Here is an 18,232-nt window from a genome sequence, read left to right as displayed (position 1 = left end):
AGAACTAATGCTGATCCAGCCCGAGGCTGTCGCGTAAAATATGCAACCGCTCCATGTCGCCGTCACCGGCGGCCTGCTGGAGGGATTTGGTAGGGGCATGAATAAGACGATTGGTTAATCTGTGGGCCAGCTCATGGATCACCTGCTCCACGTTAGCGCCTTGAGCAATCGCTGCCAGCGCTTTTGACTCCATTTCCGCACGGATTTGATCGGCCTGGGAACGGTAGTCTCTGATGGTATCTGTCGCGCCCTGTGAGCGCAGCCAGGTCATGAAATTGCTGCTTTCCTGCTGCACGATGGTCTCGGCCTGTACGGCCGCCGCCTGCCGTTGCGCCATATTGCTCTGAATAATGGCCTGCAGGTCGTCCACGGTGTAGAGATAGGCGTTCGCCAGTTTACCTACTTCCGGCTCGATATCGCGCGGAACGGCAATATCCACCAGCAACATCGGCTGGTTGCGGCGAGCCTTCAGGGCCCGCTCGACCATGCCCTTGCCGATGATGGGCAACGGGCTGGCGGTGGAGCTGATAATGATATCGGCATCTGCCAGGCGTGCGTCAATCTCCGGCAATGAGATCACCTCTGCCCCCACCTCTTGCGCCAATACCTGGGCGCGTTCACGGGTGCGGTTAGCGATGATCATATGCTGCACTTTATGCTCACGCAGATGGCGGGCAACCAGCTCGATCGTTTCCCCCGCGCCGACCAACAGCACATTCAGTTCGGCAAGAGATTCGAAGATTTGACGCGCCAGCGCACAGGCGGCGAAGGCAACGGATACCGCGCTGGCACCGATTTCGGTTTCAGTGCGTACACGCTTGGCAACGGAGAAGGATTTCTGGAACAGGCGCTCCAGCTCACCGGAAAGTGACTGGCCACGCTGGGATTCGGCAAAGGCTTTCTTTACCTGCCCGAGGATCTGGGGTTCACCCAGTACCAAAGAGTCTAACCCGCTGGCAACGCGCATCAGGTGGCTGACGGCCTCGTCGCCGTGATGCCAATACAGGCTCTTGCGCACGTCTTCCGCACGTAGATGGTGATAATCACATAACCAAGCTACCAGCTGTTCATGCAGATGATCCTGCTGCTCTACGCTGAGGTACAGCTCGGTGCGGTTACAGGTAGACAGCACAACGCCGCCCTGCACCAATGGCTGTTGCAGCAAGCTATTCAGCGCCTTGTCGATCGACTCTGGGGAGAAGGTCACCCGTTCTCGCAGAGAAACCGGAGCGGTTTTATGATTAATACCTAACGCCAGAAGGGTCATTGCTTCGAGTAATACTTCTCTTGGTACGGGTTCTCGTTGTCCGGCATTCTACTTGATGCGCGACATCAATTAAAGTGACAACCGCATCTTCCGGCCAATCGCTGGTATTGCCGGGACAAATCAGTCAGCACGACAAAACTCGGTATGTTTCAAACCCATCAGAAACCGAAGAGGAAAAACGCTGAAATGCAGCGCTAACCCTTGCAAACGCCCCTTTCAGCCTGCCTGGCGACATCCTTCGTATTCCCACGGCTTAACATTACACATTACTGATAATCGCAATAAGTTACGGTTTCCGTTGTTTTAATTGCAATTTTTTCGGCATGTTCCCATAATCCCGCAAAATGGTTAGCTGACAAACTATTTTCATGGAAATCGTTTCAGAATTTCACTTTCTGTTACCGGAAAGTGAGCAAACCAGAAAGCCCCAGGCTGTGTTGGCCGATGGATGGGTTTTCGTATCTTGAGCAGCACGTAAGAAGGGACGTTCAATGAAATTACGTAGATTAAGCCAGGCGGTTACCGCAGGGCTGATAGCGGGTTGCAGCGCATTTGCCGCACAAGGTGAAATCACCTTATTAAAGCAGGATCCGCAAGCGGGCGATCCCCTTAGCCGCCTTACTTTCACCGTTGGCGGTAGTATTCGTCCACAGTTCAATATGATGACTGGCGATGGCGATAAAGGCTCTTATAAACGCAACGGTTTTGACGGCGGCACACGTTTTCGCTTCGCCACCGATTACTATCTGTTCGACGACATCAGTTGGATCAACTATTACGAGTTAGGCGTCAACATCCCGGCGTTGTTCAGTTGGGACAATCACTACGCAGAGGGTGCCAACAACACCTCAAGGCGCATGCTGTATACCGGTTTGAAAAGCAAAACCTGGGGCCAATTGACTTACGGTAAGCAAAACAGCGTTTATTACGACGTGGTCGGGGCCAAAACCGACATCTGGGATTACGACATGCTTGCCCAGGCGCCGGGCAACGGCATTAACGGCGATTATGACGGTTCCTATCGTTCACGCAGCATGCTGAAATATAAAAATACCTTTGGCGACGCTGACCTTTATGCCGCTTACCTGTTCAACGACGACGAATACCTGCCTGGTAACGGCCTGCGCTACAAGCGCAAGGGCGGCGGTTCACTCGGTGTGGATTATCACCTGACCAAAGACCTCACCTGGGGCACCGCCTGGAACTACACCAGTGCCGAGATGCGTAACCCCAATAATAACGACAACAAAGACTACAATCAGAACATCATCGGTACCGCATTGAGCTGGAAACCGGATAACTGGACACTCAGCTTCGGCGGCGGCTGGTATGACAACTACCTGACTACCAAGAAGAAGGATGTTAACAACTACTTCGCAGGGGATGCCTGGGGGATTGAATATTTCGCCGGTTATAGCTTCCCGGTAGGCGAATACTCGGTGAAATCCATCATGCCTTACTTTATGGGCGACCGCCTGCAGTACACCACTGGCCGCGATTACCAGCGTATTGATAATGGCTTGGGTATCTCCTTCCAGTTTGACTACGGTTTCCGCGCCGACGTCGAACACGTGCTGACGTCCAGCACCGATAATCTGGGCGATATGACGGTAGTTCGTTTGCGTTACGATTTCTGAACCACCAAAGCGCGCCATTATACGGCGCGCTTAGAGGATAGACTCGCTCTGAAAGGGCATGACATGCTGCGCCCACAGATTTCCAACCCAAAAAGTTCCGCCATCGTTTACAATCCTCCCCACGCCAGACGCCACCCTTGCTGCAAGGCTTTTTGCGCCATTGTATTATTGACGTTACGCCACTCGCCCGTTAGCGTGGTGGCAGAAATGCTAACCCGCACTGCCCCGCAAGGACAAAAGGACAACAAAACGTTATGCCTATCCGCAAAGTTAGTTTGCTTCGCCTGATCCCATTAGCCAGCCTGGTGCTGACGGCCTGTACCCTCACCAAGCCAGGCCCAGCCACCAGCCCGACGTCTCCGCAGTGGCTCGCTCATGAGCAAGCGGTGCAACAGCTTGAGCAGTATCAGACCCGGGGCGCTTTCGCTTACCTGACCGATCAGAAGAAAGTCTATGCCCGCTTCTTCTGGCAACAATACACGCCCGACCGCTACCGCCTGCTGCTGACCAACCCGCTTGGCAGCACCGAGCTTGAACTGAACGTGCAAAAAAGCGTAGTACAACTGACGGATAACCAGGGCAAACGCTATGTCAGCGACAACCCGGAAGAGATGATCCGCAAGCTGACCGGCATGCAGATCCCACTGGATAACCTGCGCCAGTGGATGCTTGGCCTGCCAGGGCAAGCTACCGACTTCACCCTGGACTCCCAGTACCGCCTGAACAAGCTGACCTACAAACAGGGCGATCTGACCTGGGTTGTCACCTATCAGGACTACAACACCGATCTGAAAATCCCGTTACCGAGCCGCCTTGAACTGCAACAGGGCGATCAACGCATCAAGCTGAAAATGGATAACTGGACGCTCAAGTGATGATCCACCAATGGCCCTCCCCGGCAAAGCTGAACCTGTTTCTCTATATCACCGGCCGTCGAGCAGACGGCTACCATCAGTTGCAAACGCTGTTCCAGTTCCTGGATTACGGCGATACGCTCACCATCGTTCCCCGCCAGGACAACCAGATCCAGCTGCTAACGCCCGTAGAAGGGGTGCCAGATGAGCAGAACCTGATTGTCCGGGCCGCTCGTCTGTTACAGCAACATTGCACTACCCATTCCATTGCCACCCTTCCCCGTGGGGCTGACATCAGCATCGACAAGCGCTTGCCGATGGGTGGCGGCCTTGGCGGTGGCTCTTCCAACGCGGCGACGGTACTGGTCGCGCTGAATGAACTTTGGCAATGTGGCCTGAGCGACGACCAGTTGGCCGATATGGGGCTAACCCTAGGTGCCGATGTCCCGGTTTTTGTGCGCGGCCATGCGGCATTTGCCGAAGGGATTGGTGAGCAACTACAGCCGGCAAATCCGGTAGAAAAGTGGTATTTGGTCGCTCATCCCGGTGTCAGCATCCCCACACCGGTGATTTTTGCCGATACCGAATTAAAAAGAGACACCCCGGTTCGCCCGCTGAACGCCCTATTACAGGCACCTTACGCAAATGATTGCGAACCGATCGCAAGAAAACGTTTTCGCGAGGTTGAACAGCTTCTTTCATGGCTGTTACAATACGCGCCGTCACGCCTGACTGGCACAGGTGCTTGTGTGTTTGCAGAATTCGACTCCGAGCCCGCCGCTCTTCAGGTGTTAAATCAAGCCCCGGCCTGGTTGCGTGGATTTGTAGCGCGTGGCGTTAACGTCTCACCACTACATCGCATCCGTTCCGGGCAGTTTGAGCCGTAGCTCAACGTGTCGTTGCGCAGGGTCGTCTACCTGGCCCTGTCATCTCTGCGCTGCTCTGCAGTTCAAGTTAGTTTTACACACCCGTATGTATATTGCGTCGGCGTCGCCAACTGCCCCTTGGCGAAGGCCGTATGACAATATCTTCTCTGGACGCATGCTGAGGTTCTTCTCGTGCCTGATATGAAGCTTTTTGCTGGTAACGCCACCCCGGAACTAGCACAACGTATTGCCAACCGTTTGTACACCAGCCTTGGTGACGCCGCTGTAGGTCGTTTTAGCGACGGCGAAGTGAGCGTGCAAATCAACGAAAATGTACGCGGCGGTGATATTTTCATCATCCAGTCCACCTGTGCCCCCACCAACGACAACCTGATGGAACTGGTTGTTATGGTTGATGCCCTGCGTCGCGCCTCCGCAGGTCGTATTACTGCTGTAATTCCTTACTTCGGCTATGCCCGCCAGGATCGCCGCGTGCGTTCTGCGCGTGTGCCAATCACTGCCAAAGTTGTTGCCGACTTCCTCTCCAGCGTAGGGGTTGACCGCGTATTGACAGTCGATCTGCATGCCGAGCAGATCCAAGGTTTCTTCGATGTCCCGGTAGATAACGTATTCGGAAGCCCGATCCTGCTGGAAGACATGTTGCAACAGAACCTGGAAAACCCGATCGTGGTTTCCCCAGATATCGGTGGTGTCGTGCGCGCCCGCGCGATCGCCAAACTGCTTAACGATACCGACATGGCCATCATTGATAAACGTCGCCCTCGCGCAAACGTTTCTCAGGTGATGCATATTATCGGGGACGTGGCAGGCCGTGACTGCGTGCTGGTCGATGACATGATCGATACCGGTGGTACCTTGTGTAAAGCAGCCGAAGCGTTGAAAGAACGCGGTGCCAAGCGCGTATTTGCCTACGCCACGCACCCGATCTTCTCCGGTAACGCCGTGGATAACATCAGGAACTCGGTGATTGATGAAGTGATCGTCTGTGACACTATTCCGCTGTCAGCAGAAATCAAGGCGTTGAAAAACGTCCGTACTCTGACCTTGTCCGGTATGTTGGCTGAAGCTATCCGCCGTATCAGCAATGAAGAGTCAATTTCCGCGATGTTCGAACATTAATCCCTTCTCTGGCGCAGTTTACCTCCACTGCGCCAGGTTGTTCGGGTGAACATCTCAGAAAACGAAAAACCCGTTGAAGCGTGAGCAACAACGGGTTTTTTACGGGATGCGGGACATAACCTTAAACCTTACACGGCCAGTCTCCCTTGCCTTTGTGCGCCAGATCCTTGGTTGTGGTTAATCAATGTGACGGGCGGCGTGGGTTGTTTTGGCAGCGTTTGTCAAAGTGTTTTACCCACCAATAACGATCTGCTACCCGCTCGCGCCCACCAATACGTGCACCGGCCAGCCACAACAAGGCGCCGATAAAGATACTCATGATGGCGCCGTGGGCAAAGAACTGCGGCAAATTGAACTGTGATACTTCAGCCAGGATGGAGTATCCCACCCCGCCAACCATTACCACCATACCCATTCCCATTAAAACGTTGCCGATGACCTCAGCATTTTTCCGTTTCATATGCCACCTCCAGAGTGCCATGTGCCAATAGCGGGAAAAACCTAACTCTTTCTCCAGCTTTGATTAGTTAAGTATAGTCATTATTTCAGCATGGGTATTGCGTGACCGATCACAAATGGCAACTAAAGGCTGACAATTCTTTACTTTATGTTAAAAGTTAGCGAGATAACTGAATTATTTTACTAATGTATTATTCACTTTTCAGCTATTCACGGGGGGGGGGGGACGCCAGATTTTTGTCATTCTGCACGCAGGCAGGTACACTAACGGCCTATAAATTTCGAGCTGTGCCGCTGTGAAAACCCAGGCGATTGCAACCTGGAAGGCAACGGGCACGCCCTTTCCATTTTTCTAGCATAGTGAATCTCTTGTGAGCAGTATCAAACTGATTGTTGGCCTGGCCAACCCGGGCGCAGAGTATGCCCAGACACGGCACAATGCCGGCGCATGGTATGTTGACCTACTGGCGCAACGCCACAACCAGCCGTTGAAGGAAGAGAGTAAGTTCTTCGGTTACACCGCACGCCTGAATTTGGCCGGTAATGACGTTCGGCTGCTGGTTCCTACCACCTTTATGAACCTGAGTGGCAAAGCCGTTGGCGCCTTGGCTACCTTCTACCGCATTCTGCCGGAAGAGATCCTGGTAGCCCACGATGAGTTGGATCTGCCACCAGGGGTGGCAAAACTCAAATTAGGTGGCAGCAACGGTGGCCACAATGGCCTGAAGGATATCCAGAGCAAGCTGGGCAATAACCCAAACTTTTATCGCTTGCGTATTGGCATCGGCCACCCAGGTGATAAAAACAAGGTGGTAGGCTTTGTGCTGGGTAAGCCGCCAGCAGCAGAGCAAACGCTGATTGATGATGCCATCGATGAGTCGCTACGTTGCACAGAGATCTTGCTGAAGGAAGGTATGACTAAAGCCATGAATCGTTTGCATGCATTTAAAGCGACTAGCTAAGCGGTAAGGCCAAGTAATGTGACTATCACTTGCTTGGCCTGCTACTTATCGGGCAATAGCGGCACAGCTTACGGGTACAGCACGGCTGCACGCTATTTTGCATAGCAACATCAACAGCATCCGGCATGGTTTTCTTTTTCAAATCCGCACTCCCAGCGAAAAAAGGCCGCTCAATCAGGCTCTTCTTCCGCTCGTTGCGGAAATGAATAATAAAAGAAATAACCGAGAGTAATAATAAAACAGGTGCAGAAAGCACATCAATTCCATTCATGGAATAAATCCCTCCTTGAATTCAAATAGCACAGCGAATATTACGCGGATAATATCTTAAAAAAATACACTCAACAATACTTGTAGCTAAATTTATCGTTACCTATCTCGACATACCTCAATATAATTAAGATATTACTTAGGTATTACTGGTAATATCCTAGCTTATTTATAGGATAATTCTTTTAAATAAATAAGATAAGTCTCACACAATCAAAATCAATCACAACCATGTATTAAATAAATTAACTATTTAGGCTTAATACAAAGAAAAATCCTAGCAAATAAGAAACATCAACAAAAACATAACGATAAATAAATTACCTATTGAAAAAAACCGGCTATAGAACGATGGACAGATCAAATAACAATCATATTTAAAACAGAATTCAGCTTAAAATTAATGAATTTTCCAGCCTATATAGATAGCCCCCATAAGACAAGTTACGTCTTGAGGTTTAACGCTCTGTAACTCTTTACCCGCTGTAATCCGCCAGCTTTTATTATGATATGTTGCCAGGTCGTACATTGGATGAGGAACAGAAAAGCCCAGAATAACCTTAGACAAAAAGTGCCTTTATAATTAAACATGCATTTAAAAAGAAACATTTTCTCACCTATATTGCTAAATATCTGATAACAAATACCCGGAATAATCTCCGCTATTAGCGTTCTATGGCCTATTGCCAGATGTGTTCACCTTGGATCTGTACCTTGCCTGCTAAACACCTCTACCGGCGTTAAATTGAGCCGACACAGGCGTAAGCAGCGTAAGGAAGGCCTCGGGTAGTACAGCCTGCAACGGGCAGATCGAGATAACTGCCCATTACGTGTATAATGGCGGAATAATTTCGTCCTTTATGCAGCAGGCTAATGTTAACCTGTTGATAGTCAAGATATTTAAGGTGATATAAACATGGGATTCAAATGCGGTATCGTCGGTCTGCCTAACGTTGGCAAATCCACCCTGTTCAATGCGTTGACCAAAGCGGGTATTGAAGCGGCCAACTTCCCGTTCTGCACCATTGAACCCAATACCGGCGTGGTACCGATGCCCGATGCACGTCTGGATCAACTGGCCGAGATCGTCAAACCACAACGCATTCTGCCCACCACCATGGAATTCGTGGATATCGCAGGGCTGGTAAAAGGGGCTTCCAAAGGTGAAGGCCTGGGTAACCAGTTCCTGACCAACATCCGCGAAACCGAAGCTATCGGCCACGTGGTACGTTGCTTTGAGAATGACAACATCATTCACGTGAATAACAAAGTGGATCCAGCTGACGATATCGACGTCATCAACACAGAGTTGGCACTGTCCGACCTTGATACCTGCGAACGCGCCATTCACCGTGTACAGAAGAAAGCCAAAGGCGGCGATAAAGACGCAAAAGCTGAATTGGCTGCGCTGGAAAAATGCCTGCCACAGTTGGAGAACGCCGGTATGCTGCGTGCTCTGGATCTGACTGCTGAAGATAAAGCCGCGATCCGCTACCTGAGCTTCCTGACCCTGAAGCCAACCATGTACATTGCCAACGTCAACGAAGACGGTTTTGAGAACAACCCGTATCTGGATGTTGTGCGTAAGATTGCTGCCGAAGAAGGTTCCGTGGTGGTTGCGGTTTGCGCCGCTGTTGAATCCGACATTGCAGAGCTGGAAGATGAAGACCGCGCTGAATTTATGGCTGAGTTGGGTCTGGAAGAACCAGGTCTGAACCGCGTGATCCGTGCAGGTTATGAATTGCTCAATCTGCAAACCTACTTCACCGCTGGCGTGAAGGAAGTGCGTGCCTGGACCATCCCGGTAGGTGCTACTGCCCCGCAAGCGGCCGGTAAAATCCACACCGACTTTGAAAAAGGCTTTATCCGTGCGCAGACCATCGCCTTTGAAGACTTTATCACCTACAAGGGTGAGCAAGGTGCCAAAGAGGCCGGTAAGATGCGTTCAGAAGGGAAAGACTACGTCGTTAAAGATGGCGATGTGATGAACTTCTTGTTCAACGTCTAAATGGTTTCTTGGGCTTCACAACAGTATCTGAACAGCGAATGAAGCCCAGTAAACATCTGAAATCCACGCAACCGCGTGGATTTTTTTATTTCTTGACGCCTCAGGTTTCCTCGCAGCAATGCAGTACAAAAATCAGCACAGAGTGAACTACGGAGCTGGCACCACGCCCTGGATTTCGCCGCTATACCCGGTGCGGGAAATTGCCGTCAGCAATACCTGATTATCAAACCCCTCGGGCACAATCACCTCTGCCTGGTGCGTTTTCAGTGAGGCCTTGGCCTTAATCACACCATCAGTAGAGCGCAACGCTTTATTGATGGAGATAACGCAAAGCGAACAGGTCATGGCTTTGATATCAATAGTGACTTTCTGGTTTTCAGCCCATAGCCGCGGCGCAATCAGCACCAGAGCCAACAGCAGAAAAATGCGCTTTTTCATTCCGTCATTTCCCAAATCCAAGGTAATACGTAGGGGTAGGTCATCAACGCCAACATCAACGGTACCGACAACCAGTAAAGCCAAATCAGTACCCGACGGCTGACGACGTTCACGCACACCGGGCGTGGCGACAGATAAAGCCGCCAAAATCCTCGCAGCATCAATCCGATAGCCACAATAATCATGGGCCACTGCAGCCAGGATAGCGCCGGGATCCCAGTGAGCCCGGCGGCAGAGATACCAAACACCAGATACAACAATGGCCCGAGACAGCAGAGCGTCGATGCTGCGGCGGCAAGCAGAGCCGCCAGCAGCGTCACTACGCTCCCCTTAACGCTGTTCGACAGAGACATAGTCATAGCTAAATTCGGCCGGATCGTAGAAGTTTAACGGGTCGCCATCCACTTCAGCATAGGGGTAACCAAAGTTATTGAGGTCACCCTGCTCCGCCTCTGGCGAAAGCGCGAAGTCACGAGCGTAGTTAAAACCAACCCAGTTCATTTCCCAGTTGCCGAACAGGTAATCGTTGACGGCTTCAACGGCGGCATCACCATTTTCTTTTTTCTCGGCCAGACGCATCTTAGTGACGTCGGCCGGATCGGCCGGCAACCAGCCGAAACCTGCCAGCCAGAACATCGCCCGGCAATGCTGCCCGCCGCTGACTTTTGCCACGCCTTGCTCATCAGCGCTGCCAAATGCCTTCTTCGAATAGCTCCCCAGCTTGCGGGATGCACCCAGACGAATACCAAACATCTCGCGCGCGGGGATCCCGCTGGCACGGCACAACGCGACGAACACGGAGTTGATATCGGTACATTTCCCGCCCAGCTTGCCAGCTTTAAGGATTTGCCCCACATCACCGGTCCCGCAGCCAATCACCGCATCGTCGCGATGCATATGGGTTCTTACCCATTCATGAATTAGCCTCGCCTGCTGCAGAGGGGATTTCTCACTGCCAATAATCTTCAACGCCGTTTCTTTCACTAGCCCATCCACCGGGATATGTGGGGTCGCGTTAAGATAGGGTTGTATCTCTGCAGGAAACACCAGATCGGTTTGCGGGAGGTGCCATTCGGCCAGTTGGTTGCTCTTCAGCGGTTCCCAGTCCAAGGTTTCAATCAGCATTTCCACTTTCAGTTCCATCGGGCCTTTGGAATCCGGCCAGGAAGCAAACAACGTTTTGGCTGCGTAGCTATTATTTGCCGTGAGGTAGGCCTGCTGATAGTTGCCAGAAAAAGAAATGTGCTTCAGTTGCTGGAAGGCGGTGTCCACGGGGACCGGGATCCACAGATTGGCCTTACCTTCTGAGCCTGCTGGCGCTTTCAGTTGATACGTTTGTGTCATCACAAAACGTCTTCTGTTGTCCACGCAGGTTGACGCCGGGATGTCCGTTTTACGCGACTCAGACCAGACCGGGCTTATCAGCCCAAAAGAAGATAATGCCGCCGCACCCTTGAGAAATTTACGCCTTTCCATCACCGTTCCTTTTTTTATTATCAGATAGCGCCAAAGCCTTGCCCACCGCCTTTGGGAGGGCAATAGTATGCACCCAGGCAGCACAAAACGACATACCGCTTACGCAAAAAGACATCTGGGAATATACGGTAAACGGCATGCAGGAAAGTGGAGACGTCTCAAGAATAATAAAAATACGCTACGGAGCAAACGATCAAGTAGGAGGCGGGATTACTCCCACCGTCCTTGCAACAACATTATACGATAAACCGATTCACTAATTGGGTCATCGCTGCCGCTTGGTTGTCCAGTACCTGGCTGGCACTGGCCGCTTGGGAAACCAAAGCCGCATTTTGCTGGGTGACTTGTTCAAGTTGATTCAAAGCCAGATGAACCTGCCCCACCCCCAATGATTGTTCGTTAGCGGCCTGAGCGATATCGCTAACATATTGTTTCATCAGCCCAGAGTTATCTGCTGCCGCTTTTAGCGCGATCCCCGAAGCCGAAACCCGCGCGACGCCTTGCGCAATTTTTTCCATATTTTGATTAATCAGCTCCCGGATCTGGCTTGCCTCTTTAGCACAACGTTGAGAGAGGTTACGCACCTCACTCGCTACCACCGCAAATCCCCTTCCTGACTCGCCAGCTCGAGCGGCTTCTACCGCAGCATTAAGCGCCAACAAATTGGTCTGAAAAGAAATATCGTCAATAGAGGCCACGATACGTGCAATCTGCTCGCTAGAATTACGGATCTCTGACATGCTCTGGCTGGCTTCATTCGCCACGCGATTCGCCTGCATGACATCGCGCTCCATCGCCCGCGTGAGTTGTTCAGCTTCGCGGGCGTTATCTGCAGTCTGGGAGATCGCCGTGGACATTTGTTCCATACTTGCCGCAGTTTCAACGATAGATGCGGCTTGTTCATCAGTACGTTGCGCCAAATCCTGATTGCCAGCGGCGATATCACTGCTAGCATGGTGAAGGATCTCCGAGCCGGATTTAATCTCTTTAACAATATGCTGAATATTTTCAATGGATTGATTATAGGCATGATTCAGCGCTGACAGCTCATCACTACCCGGCACGCTAAGGCGTTGGGTCAAATCACCCTCCATTTCACCAATCGTTTTCAACGTTCCTTGCAGTTGCAGATGGATACTCCACGCAACGACGATGGCTATCGCCAAGGCAACTGCCAGGGAAAGAAGGCTGATGCACAGGAAAGTCATCCATTCGCTACGTGCCGTGCGTGACAACTCTGCAGCATATTTTTGTAACGTGTCAGCGGTTTGATTCTCTATTTGACGCAGCACTTCAATGCGCAAAGTCTGAGCCTTGAACCAATCAGTAGGATTAACCTTGAATCCACCGGTTGCGACTTTATCGAGCGCAATCTCACGAAACTTAAGGGCATCAGTTGCCGATGTAGAACGTAATGCGCCATCGAGCGCCGCCGCCTGCTCCGCGGTGCTGAAACGACGAGTCGCAGAAAGCCAGGCCTCTTGTTTTCCCACCACATCGCTCAACTGGCGGAATTGCCCATCACCAAAACGATCGCTAGAGAAAACGCTGGAGAGTAATGCTCGCTCTATTCCCGACTGTTCTTTCAGGTTAAGCAGGCTGTAATACGCTGACAATTCCTGGCCGATTTTGCCCGATGTCGTCAAATGCCCAATACCACCGACAAAATCTAGCACCTGGGCGATGGTCTTAGTATAGAAACCAATGGCTTGTGGTGCTGCGGTGTGTAAATTGCTGACGTTAGTGCGCACCTCGCCCAGCAATTGGGTTTGGTCGTTAAATAACTGAATCGCGGATGTATCAATCCCTTCCAATGCGCTGCGATCGGTTTTAGATAACAGTTGGCTAAATTTCGTCATAGCCGCATCGGTCAGTTTACGTTGAGCCGCTAGTTCAGCGCGAAACTGCCCACCGCCAGAACCCAGGTAACCTGCGCTCATGCCACGCTCTTTTTGCAGCTCATGCACGACATCCCCTGCACCACGCGCAATTGCCGTTAACTGAACGATGACATCCATCTGACGTTCGGTATTGATACGGGTTTTCATACCCGAACCGGCAAACCAGCATAAAGCCAGTAGCAGTGGAAACAGAGCAATGAAAAGCTTCATTCTCATCGATATACGGTAGATCCCTAACATCCGGTTTCGTCCTATTTAGCTGACAACATCAATAGAACAGCTATCGGCCTGCTTTAAGCACCCTTTAACCACAATAATAGAATTGTTATTATTGCATTGATAAATATCATTATTTTTATTGAATCACGAGGACTGCCAATGCGATCTCCCTGCTTTGCTCTACCACTTCATCCTCACTTCACACAGCCCCGATAAACTCGCCAGATTCTAACTTCTAGGGATTGAACGTGATTTTTACCAAACGTCTGTTGGCTATTCTGTTTCTCACCATCGGCCTGATGACCGTGCTGGTCAGCCAAGCTCGCGAGCTACCTGCGGTGCAGGATGGTGACATCATTTTTCACACTTCCCGCTCGGCACAAAGCCTGGCGATACAGCAGGCCACCGGCTCTCGTTACAGCCATATGGGCATTATTGTGCTGCGTGATGGCAAGCCTTACGTATTCGAAGCGGTATCGACGGTGAAATATACCCCGCTGGCCGCCTGGATCGAACGGGGAGAGAAAAAGCATTTTGTCGTTAAACGCCTGAAGAACGCCAAGCAAATGATGACGCCGTCCGCACAGTTAAAAATACGCCAGCAGGTTAAAAGCTTTGCCGGGAAGCCCTACGACATGCAGTTTTCCTGGTCGGATGAGAAGCTATATTGTTCGGAATTGGTGTGGAAGATTTACGATCGCGCACTAGGGATACAAATCGGCAAGCTGCAAAAAGTACGTGAATTTAACTTTGGCTCTCCTGCCGTACAGCAGAAACTCAAGGAGCGCTACGGAACGCAAATCCCGTGGGAGGGGTCGGTTATTTCGCCGAAGGCGATGTTTGAATCACCGCTGTTGGTCACGGTGATCGCGAATTAATTTACGGTGACGTCCCCTATCCACATGGATAGGGGACTGTATGTGCTACATAGTAGCTCCGCATCTGACAACAGCTCCAGGCTAGCTTGCGTCCTGCACCCGCAACTCCACCTCATGCGCCTCGTCCGCTTGCGGGATCTCCAATTTGCTCAGCATCCGCGCCATCGCCTCAGCAGGTACGCTGTATTCCCGCTCGGCATTCTGCCGCAGCCACTGGGCATACGGTACTTCCAGGTAAACAATCTTCACCCTTGCGCCATAGGCGATAAACAACTCAACCAGTTGGCTACGCAACTGCCGGGTAATATTGGTGGCATTCCAGACAAAAGGTTCGCCCCGCCGTAGCAACGCCTTAGCCTGCAACTTGGCCTGCTGCACGACCCAGCCAGTCGCGTTTTTGTCGGTTGGTGAAAGCCGATGCTGGCGGCGAATGTTGTCTAGGCTGATGACCTCAAGCCCAGCGCAATGCTGTGCGATATAGCGATCTTTACCCATTCCCGGCAGCGCACAAAGTAACGTCACTTCGCTCTGAAATTGTTCGTAGGGAACAAAATCCACGCTAGCCTGCGGATGCGTCAAATAATGGTAACGCTGGTTATCGTTCGTAAAAGGACGCGCTTGCCCCCAGCATTGCTGTTCCTGACAGAACAGTTCGAACAGCTCGATATTATCCAGCAGGCCGTTTTGGTCTTCACACTCACGCCCCAACACATCAGCCCGTGCCAACATTGCCAGCAACCGGGTATCTAACCGTAGGGCCGCTAATAACAGCGCCCGCTCCGGCGATGGTCGCCCCATGATCCATAACGGCAAACCATGAAAGCGCACCAAGGCCGCAACCTGTTCACGCAGTTGAAACGGCGTAACGATATCCCGATAGAGGATCGAGCGCGTGGTCAGCTCACCGCGTTTAGCGTGGTTGGGTGAGGTCACCGAACCATCGTCTGCAACCCGCGTGGTGCTGCGCTTTTCTACATCGTGCAGCAATGCGGCAGCCCAAACCAGCTCCTGCTGTTGCTCTGGCAATGCCAAAAACTGCGCAGACTCGGTCAGTGCCGCCAGTACGAGCTGGGTATGGATTGCCACATCGCCTTCCGCATGATGGCGAGGATCTTGTGGCACCTGATGCATGTCGGCCACCCAGCGGAATTGATCCGCCAGGCTGCCCCACTGCTTGTCTTCACTTAAGCACCACATGGTTTATCCTCCTGCTGATACTCATACGCCATACGCGCTCGTTGCCAATTCACTCTCCAATGGCGATCGGTTTTTACATGGTTTTTACGCACATACTTAAACACGTTATGGGAAAACTGAGCCACTGGGAATTCAGCCGCATTGCGGGTGACAATCCCTTCCATGGTGCATGGCAAGCCGGTATGCACGTCGTGCGGTGCAAAACTCCCCACTCCCCCCACCAGCTCCAGTATTGCCGAGCGGTATTCTTGTTCCGTCTGGCGCGGCACTTCCTTCACCACTTCTGGCACACAGGCAAAATCAAATAATGCCGCGTAAAACTGCACTTCTTGCCAACTCAGCCACATGTCTTTACAGCGCACGGCGAATAGATAAAAGTCCTGTTGCAGGCCACGATATTCGATCGAATGCGTGGCATACAGGTTCTCCCCAAACAGTTCGATATCGTCCAGGTCATTTTTAATCAGTTGCCAACGCTGGCGGATCTGGCGCGTCCAGGCAGAAACCGTCGGTGCCGCATGGGAGCGCGCAAATACGCCATACCGATTCAGGCAGTTATTCTCACCATCGAGCTTTTCCGTATGGATCAGTGAGGGGATTAACCGTATGTCTTGCCAATAGTGCCTATTGATCCGATCGTCACTGGTGGTTCCCGGTGAGAACGGATAATGGTACGTCCGACCATATTTATGTGTTTCCATTTCTTTTCTTCTTATTGGGTTATCGGCCTGCCCCATCAGGCCGATATTTATTAAGCGAGCGGCGTAAAGCTTTCGCCTTTAAACACCCGAACCGGTGAACCACGCACTATTTGATGGTGAAACATCCGTCGTTCAGCACGCTGTTCGTCCAGTTGCTGTTGCTCAAGCTGTTGCAAACGGTGAGCGATCAGCAAATACGCCAAACGTTTATTGGCATGTTGGCTGCGCTCGGTCTGCACTTTGACGCTAATGCCGCTAGCGATATGGGTGGCGCGAATAGCCGATTCCGTTTTATTCACGTGCTGCCCACCTGGCCCGGAGGACTTCAACGTCTCAAAGCGGATCTCGCTCTCTTTTGGCACCGCTGCCGGAGAGAACCGCGCTGCACCAATAAACCAGTTCTTTCTGGAGCGTCCAGAGCGCCACGGGCTTTCGCAAATCCACTGCAATGTCCCGCACCACTTGGCGGCCAATGGCTCCGCCGCTTCGCCGTTAAGCGTCAATAACACCGAACGCAACGTGCCCGGCAGGCGGCCCTCTTCCCGCTCAACCTCATGCAGTTCCACCTGCATGGCCTGAGCCTCTTTGTGAAACTGGCGTAGTGCCAGGCTCACCGCCAGGCAACATTCATCCGGCCCCTGGGCGGCAGAAATCTGTAATAAGATCATCACTGCCCCCCGCTGGTTTTGTAGGTCAACACCGGCTGCATACGCGCCACCAACGTGACCAATCCGGCCTGCTGCAAGGCTCCCACTACGCTATCAATCGGCTTGTAGGCTTCTGGCGCTTCCTGATAAATCAGCTGGCGGTCGCGGCAAATCACCCGGCTGCCGAAGCGGGTTCTGGCCAACTGCTCGGTGCTGAAACGCGCTGATAAGCGGTCTTTACACTCGGAACGCATCCATTTACGCCCCGCGCCGTGCGCCAGCGAATATAAACTGCTGGCGGCAGGTAGCGGTTGGACGATATAGCTGTAATCGCCGCGCGAGCCGGGGATCACCACCAGCCCTTCATCCGACGGCGTAGCCCCTTTACGATGCAGCCAACCAGACACGCCCTCGATAGTGGCCGCCTCCAGCAAGTTATGATGGATATCCAGCAGGCAATCGCCAGCAGCGCGTAACCGCTGCAATATCCGCTGGGCAATCAGTTGCCGGTTTAAGCCTGCAAAATCCAGTGCCTGTTGATGCTGTTGCAGATAATCGTTGGCCGCATCGGTATTTTCCAGCAGGCCATGATGCCCATAGGTGCGCACATGCTGTTCCAGTATTAGCTGGCCCAAACCACGCGAACCGCTGTGCACCAACAGCATCAGACGTTTTTTATCGAGACCGGCCTGCGGTTGATATATTTCGTCGATGCGTAACAGTTCAGCAAAATGATTACCGCCGCCAATGGTGCCCAATGCCCGAGAATAATCGCCAAGCGCGGGAGGAATATCCCCCACCCCTTCTTGCTCTAACGGGCCGTCAATATTGCCCAGCTTTTTTTCCAATTTATCCAGCGACTGTTTCATCGCCAGCAAATCTGTTTGCCATAGCGACATACCACAACCGATATCATTACCGATTAACGCCGGGTAGAAGCGATGTTGTGAAAAGAAAGCGGCACCGACCGGGTAACCACGGCCAGGATGCAAATCTGGCATCCCGACCACGCGCACCATATCCGGCAGCTTGGCGGTAATTTCTAATTGTTGGATTGCATTTCCTTCAATCCAGGTGTGTTCCGACGCGATCAATGAAACTCGCGGCGTAACGGAGCCAATAGTATTGCTCATAACCAATCCTGATTAATATTTTATCTAATTTTTTGGATTTGGCGGGCGGTAGCCCTAGCAATACCTGGAGAACAGGAAATTATGCCTGAGGATACGACCCGCAAAGGGTAAACAGTGCTTGATAATTCATGATGTACCTCCTTTGCAAAGTGAATGAATGGGAAAACGCGGCGATAGTA

Annotated in this window: 18 protein-coding genes; 7 read left to right on the top strand and 11 right to left on the bottom strand. The window is 51.9% G+C overall.

Features of this window, described 5'->3' with window-relative positions; genetic code table 11:
- Nucleotides 1–4: 4 nt before the first annotated feature.
- Nucleotides 5–1,267, bottom strand: a complete 1,263-nt coding sequence (gene hemA / locus AC6HVW_RS05235; protein WP_021806698.1) for a glutamyl-tRNA reductase — start codon at nt 1,265–1,267, stop codon at nt 5–7.
- Between the two features lie 491 nt (nt 1,268–1,758).
- Between hemA and AC6HVW_RS05230 the strand changes: the two genes are divergently transcribed.
- The 4 genes from AC6HVW_RS05230 (at nt 1,759) to prs (ending at nt 5,764) form a co-directional block, all read left to right on the top strand.
- A complete protein-coding gene (locus AC6HVW_RS05230) occupies nt 1,759–2,904 on the top strand; it encodes a porin (protein WP_368438200.1) in 1,146 nt (381 codons plus the stop codon).
- A 254-nt stretch (nt 2,905–3,158) separates the two neighbouring features.
- The gene (lolB, locus tag AC6HVW_RS05225) at nt 3,159–3,779 is read left to right on the top strand and encodes a lipoprotein insertase outer membrane protein LolB (protein WP_071683327.1); all 621 of its coding nucleotides are present in this window, start codon (nt 3,159–3,161) and stop codon (nt 3,777–3,779) included.
- The gene (gene ispE / locus AC6HVW_RS05220) at nt 3,779–4,645 is read left to right on the top strand and encodes a 4-(cytidine 5'-diphospho)-2-C-methyl-D-erythritol kinase (RefSeq protein WP_071683326.1); all 867 of its coding nucleotides are present in this window, start codon (nt 3,779–3,781) and stop codon (nt 4,643–4,645) included. Before lolB ends, ispE begins: the two co-directional genes overlap by 1 nt.
- Before the next feature lie 171 nt (nt 4,646–4,816).
- Nucleotides 4,817–5,764 carry a ribose-phosphate diphosphokinase gene (prs, locus tag AC6HVW_RS05215; RefSeq protein WP_002211240.1) on the top strand — a complete coding sequence of 316 codons (948 nt, stop codon included), beginning with the start codon at nt 4,817–4,819 and terminating at the stop codon, nt 5,762–5,764.
- 181 nt (nt 5,765–5,945) lie between these two features.
- Here prs and ychH read toward each other — a convergent pair whose 3' ends face one another.
- Nucleotides 5,946–6,224 (bottom strand): stress-induced protein YchH, encoded by a 279-nt coding sequence (gene ychH, locus AC6HVW_RS05210; RefSeq protein WP_065685600.1) that lies wholly within the window; start codon nt 6,222–6,224, stop codon nt 5,946–5,948.
- Nucleotides 6,225–6,594: 370 nt separating this feature from the next.
- Between ychH and pth the strand changes: the two genes are divergently transcribed.
- Entirely contained in the window at nt 6,595–7,185 is a 591-nt protein-coding gene (pth, locus tag AC6HVW_RS05205) for an aminoacyl-tRNA hydrolase (RefSeq protein WP_065685599.1), read from the top strand.
- A 25-nt stretch (nt 7,186–7,210) separates the two neighbouring features.
- Here pth and AC6HVW_RS05200 read toward each other — a convergent pair whose 3' ends face one another.
- Complete coding sequence (locus tag AC6HVW_RS05200; RefSeq protein ID WP_071683325.1) at nt 7,211–7,456, bottom strand: hypothetical protein; 246 nt, start codon at nt 7,454–7,456, stop codon at nt 7,211–7,213.
- 915 nt (nt 7,457–8,371) lie between these two features.
- Here AC6HVW_RS05200 and ychF point away from each other — a divergent pair.
- Complete coding sequence (ychF, locus tag AC6HVW_RS05195) at nt 8,372–9,463, top strand: redox-regulated ATPase YchF (RefSeq protein ID WP_021181096.1); 1,092 nt, start codon at nt 8,372–8,374, stop codon at nt 9,461–9,463.
- Between the two features lie 147 nt (nt 9,464–9,610).
- On the opposite strand, the gene AC6HVW_RS05190 is transcribed toward ychF, so the two are convergent.
- The 4 genes from AC6HVW_RS05190 to AC6HVW_RS05175 form a co-directional block, all read right to left on the bottom strand.
- Nucleotides 9,611–9,901: a heavy-metal-associated domain-containing protein gene (locus AC6HVW_RS05190; protein ID WP_024485439.1), complete on the bottom strand. Its 291-nt coding sequence runs from the start codon at nt 9,899–9,901 to the stop codon at nt 9,611–9,613.
- Complete coding sequence (locus AC6HVW_RS05185; RefSeq protein ID WP_137751160.1) at nt 9,898–10,260, bottom strand: mercuric transporter MerT family protein; 363 nt, start codon at nt 10,258–10,260, stop codon at nt 9,898–9,900. Before AC6HVW_RS05185 ends, AC6HVW_RS05190 begins: the two co-directional genes overlap by 4 nt.
- Nucleotides 10,232–11,377: a transglutaminase-like domain-containing protein gene (locus AC6HVW_RS05180; RefSeq protein ID WP_071683324.1), complete on the bottom strand. Its 1,146-nt coding sequence runs from the start codon at nt 11,375–11,377 to the stop codon at nt 10,232–10,234. The genes AC6HVW_RS05185 and AC6HVW_RS05180 overlap by 29 nt, the downstream gene beginning before the upstream one ends.
- Nucleotides 11,378–11,613: 236 nt before the next feature.
- Nucleotides 11,614–13,518: a methyl-accepting chemotaxis protein gene (locus AC6HVW_RS05175; protein ID WP_497569286.1), complete on the bottom strand. Its 1,905-nt coding sequence runs from the start codon at nt 13,516–13,518 to the stop codon at nt 11,614–11,616.
- 227 nt (nt 13,519–13,745) lie between these two features.
- Between AC6HVW_RS05175 and AC6HVW_RS05170 the strand changes: the two genes are divergently transcribed.
- Nucleotides 13,746–14,375: a YiiX family permuted papain-like enzyme gene (locus tag AC6HVW_RS05170; RefSeq protein WP_217497030.1), complete on the top strand. Its 630-nt coding sequence runs from the start codon at nt 13,746–13,748 to the stop codon at nt 14,373–14,375.
- A gap of 81 nt (nt 14,376–14,456) precedes the next feature.
- On the opposite strand, the gene AC6HVW_RS05165 is transcribed toward AC6HVW_RS05170, so the two are convergent.
- The 4 genes from AC6HVW_RS05165 to AC6HVW_RS05150 are packed head-to-tail and all read right to left on the bottom strand — an operon-like array spanning nt 14,457 to nt 18,053.
- Nucleotides 14,457–15,572: an AAA family ATPase gene (locus tag AC6HVW_RS05165; RefSeq protein WP_071683322.1), complete on the bottom strand. Its 1,116-nt coding sequence runs from the start codon at nt 15,570–15,572 to the stop codon at nt 14,457–14,459.
- Entirely contained in the window at nt 15,560–16,273 is a 714-nt protein-coding gene (locus AC6HVW_RS05160) for an RNA ligase family protein (protein WP_071683321.1), read from the bottom strand. The genes AC6HVW_RS05165 and AC6HVW_RS05160 overlap by 13 nt, the downstream gene beginning before the upstream one ends.
- Before the next feature lie 50 nt (nt 16,274–16,323).
- The gene (gene prfH, locus AC6HVW_RS05155) at nt 16,324–16,941 is read right to left on the bottom strand and encodes a peptide chain release factor H (RefSeq protein ID WP_473194801.1); all 618 of its coding nucleotides are present in this window, start codon (nt 16,939–16,941) and stop codon (nt 16,324–16,326) included.
- A complete protein-coding gene (locus AC6HVW_RS05150; protein WP_497569285.1) occupies nt 16,941–18,053 on the bottom strand; it encodes an RNA ligase RtcB family protein in 1,113 nt (370 codons plus the stop codon). The genes prfH and AC6HVW_RS05150 overlap by 1 nt, the downstream gene beginning before the upstream one ends.
- Between the last annotated feature and the right edge of the window lie 179 nt (nt 18,054–18,232).

The organism is Serratia sp. NCCP-200 (genome assembly GCF_059697885.1).
This window is presented reverse-complemented; position numbering and strand designations above follow the sequence as displayed.

What these genes read in the sequence shown, in the direction of transcription:
- hemA (WP_021806698.1), bottom strand. Translation starts at nt 1,267, where the DNA reads ATGACCCTTCTGGCGTTAGGTATTAATCATAAAACCGCTCCGGTTTCT.
- AC6HVW_RS05230 (WP_368438200.1), top strand. Translation starts at nt 1,759, where the DNA reads ATGAAATTACGTAGATTAAGCCAGGCGGTTACCGCAGGGCTGATAGCG.
- lolB (WP_071683327.1), top strand. Translation starts at nt 3,159, where the DNA reads ATGCCTATCCGCAAAGTTAGTTTGCTTCGCCTGATCCCATTAGCCAGC.
- ispE (WP_071683326.1), top strand. Translation starts at nt 3,779, where the DNA reads ATGATCCACCAATGGCCCTCCCCGGCAAAGCTGAACCTGTTTCTCTAT.
- ychH (WP_065685600.1), bottom strand. Translation starts at nt 6,224, where the DNA reads ATGAAACGGAAAAATGCTGAGGTCATCGGCAACGTTTTAATGGGAATG.
- AC6HVW_RS05200 (WP_071683325.1), bottom strand. Translation starts at nt 7,456, where the DNA reads ATGAATGGAATTGATGTGCTTTCTGCACCTGTTTTATTATTACTCTCG.
- ychF (WP_021181096.1), top strand. Translation starts at nt 8,372, where the DNA reads ATGGGATTCAAATGCGGTATCGTCGGTCTGCCTAACGTTGGCAAATCC.
- AC6HVW_RS05190 (WP_024485439.1), bottom strand. Translation starts at nt 9,901, where the DNA reads ATGAAAAAGCGCATTTTTCTGCTGTTGGCTCTGGTGCTGATTGCGCCG.
- AC6HVW_RS05185 (WP_137751160.1), bottom strand. Translation starts at nt 10,260, where the DNA reads ATGACTATGTCTCTGTCGAACAGCGTTAAGGGGAGCGTAGTGACGCTG.
- AC6HVW_RS05180 (WP_071683324.1), bottom strand. Translation starts at nt 11,377, where the DNA reads ATGGAAAGGCGTAAATTTCTCAAGGGTGCGGCGGCATTATCTTCTTTT.
- AC6HVW_RS05175 (WP_497569286.1), bottom strand. Translation starts at nt 13,518, where the DNA reads ATGTTAGGGATCTACCGTATATCGATGAGAATGAAGCTTTTCATTGCT.
- AC6HVW_RS05165 (WP_071683322.1), bottom strand. Translation starts at nt 15,572, where the DNA reads ATGTGGTGCTTAAGTGAAGACAAGCAGTGGGGCAGCCTGGCGGATCAA.
- AC6HVW_RS05160 (WP_071683321.1), bottom strand. Translation starts at nt 16,273, where the DNA reads ATGGAAACACATAAATATGGTCGGACGTACCATTATCCGTTCTCACCG.
- prfH (WP_473194801.1), bottom strand. Translation starts at nt 16,941, where the DNA reads ATGATCTTATTACAGATTTCTGCCGCCCAGGGGCCGGATGAATGTTGC.
- AC6HVW_RS05150 (WP_497569285.1), bottom strand. Translation starts at nt 18,053, where the DNA reads ATGAGCAATACTATTGGCTCCGTTACGCCGCGAGTTTCATTGATCGCG.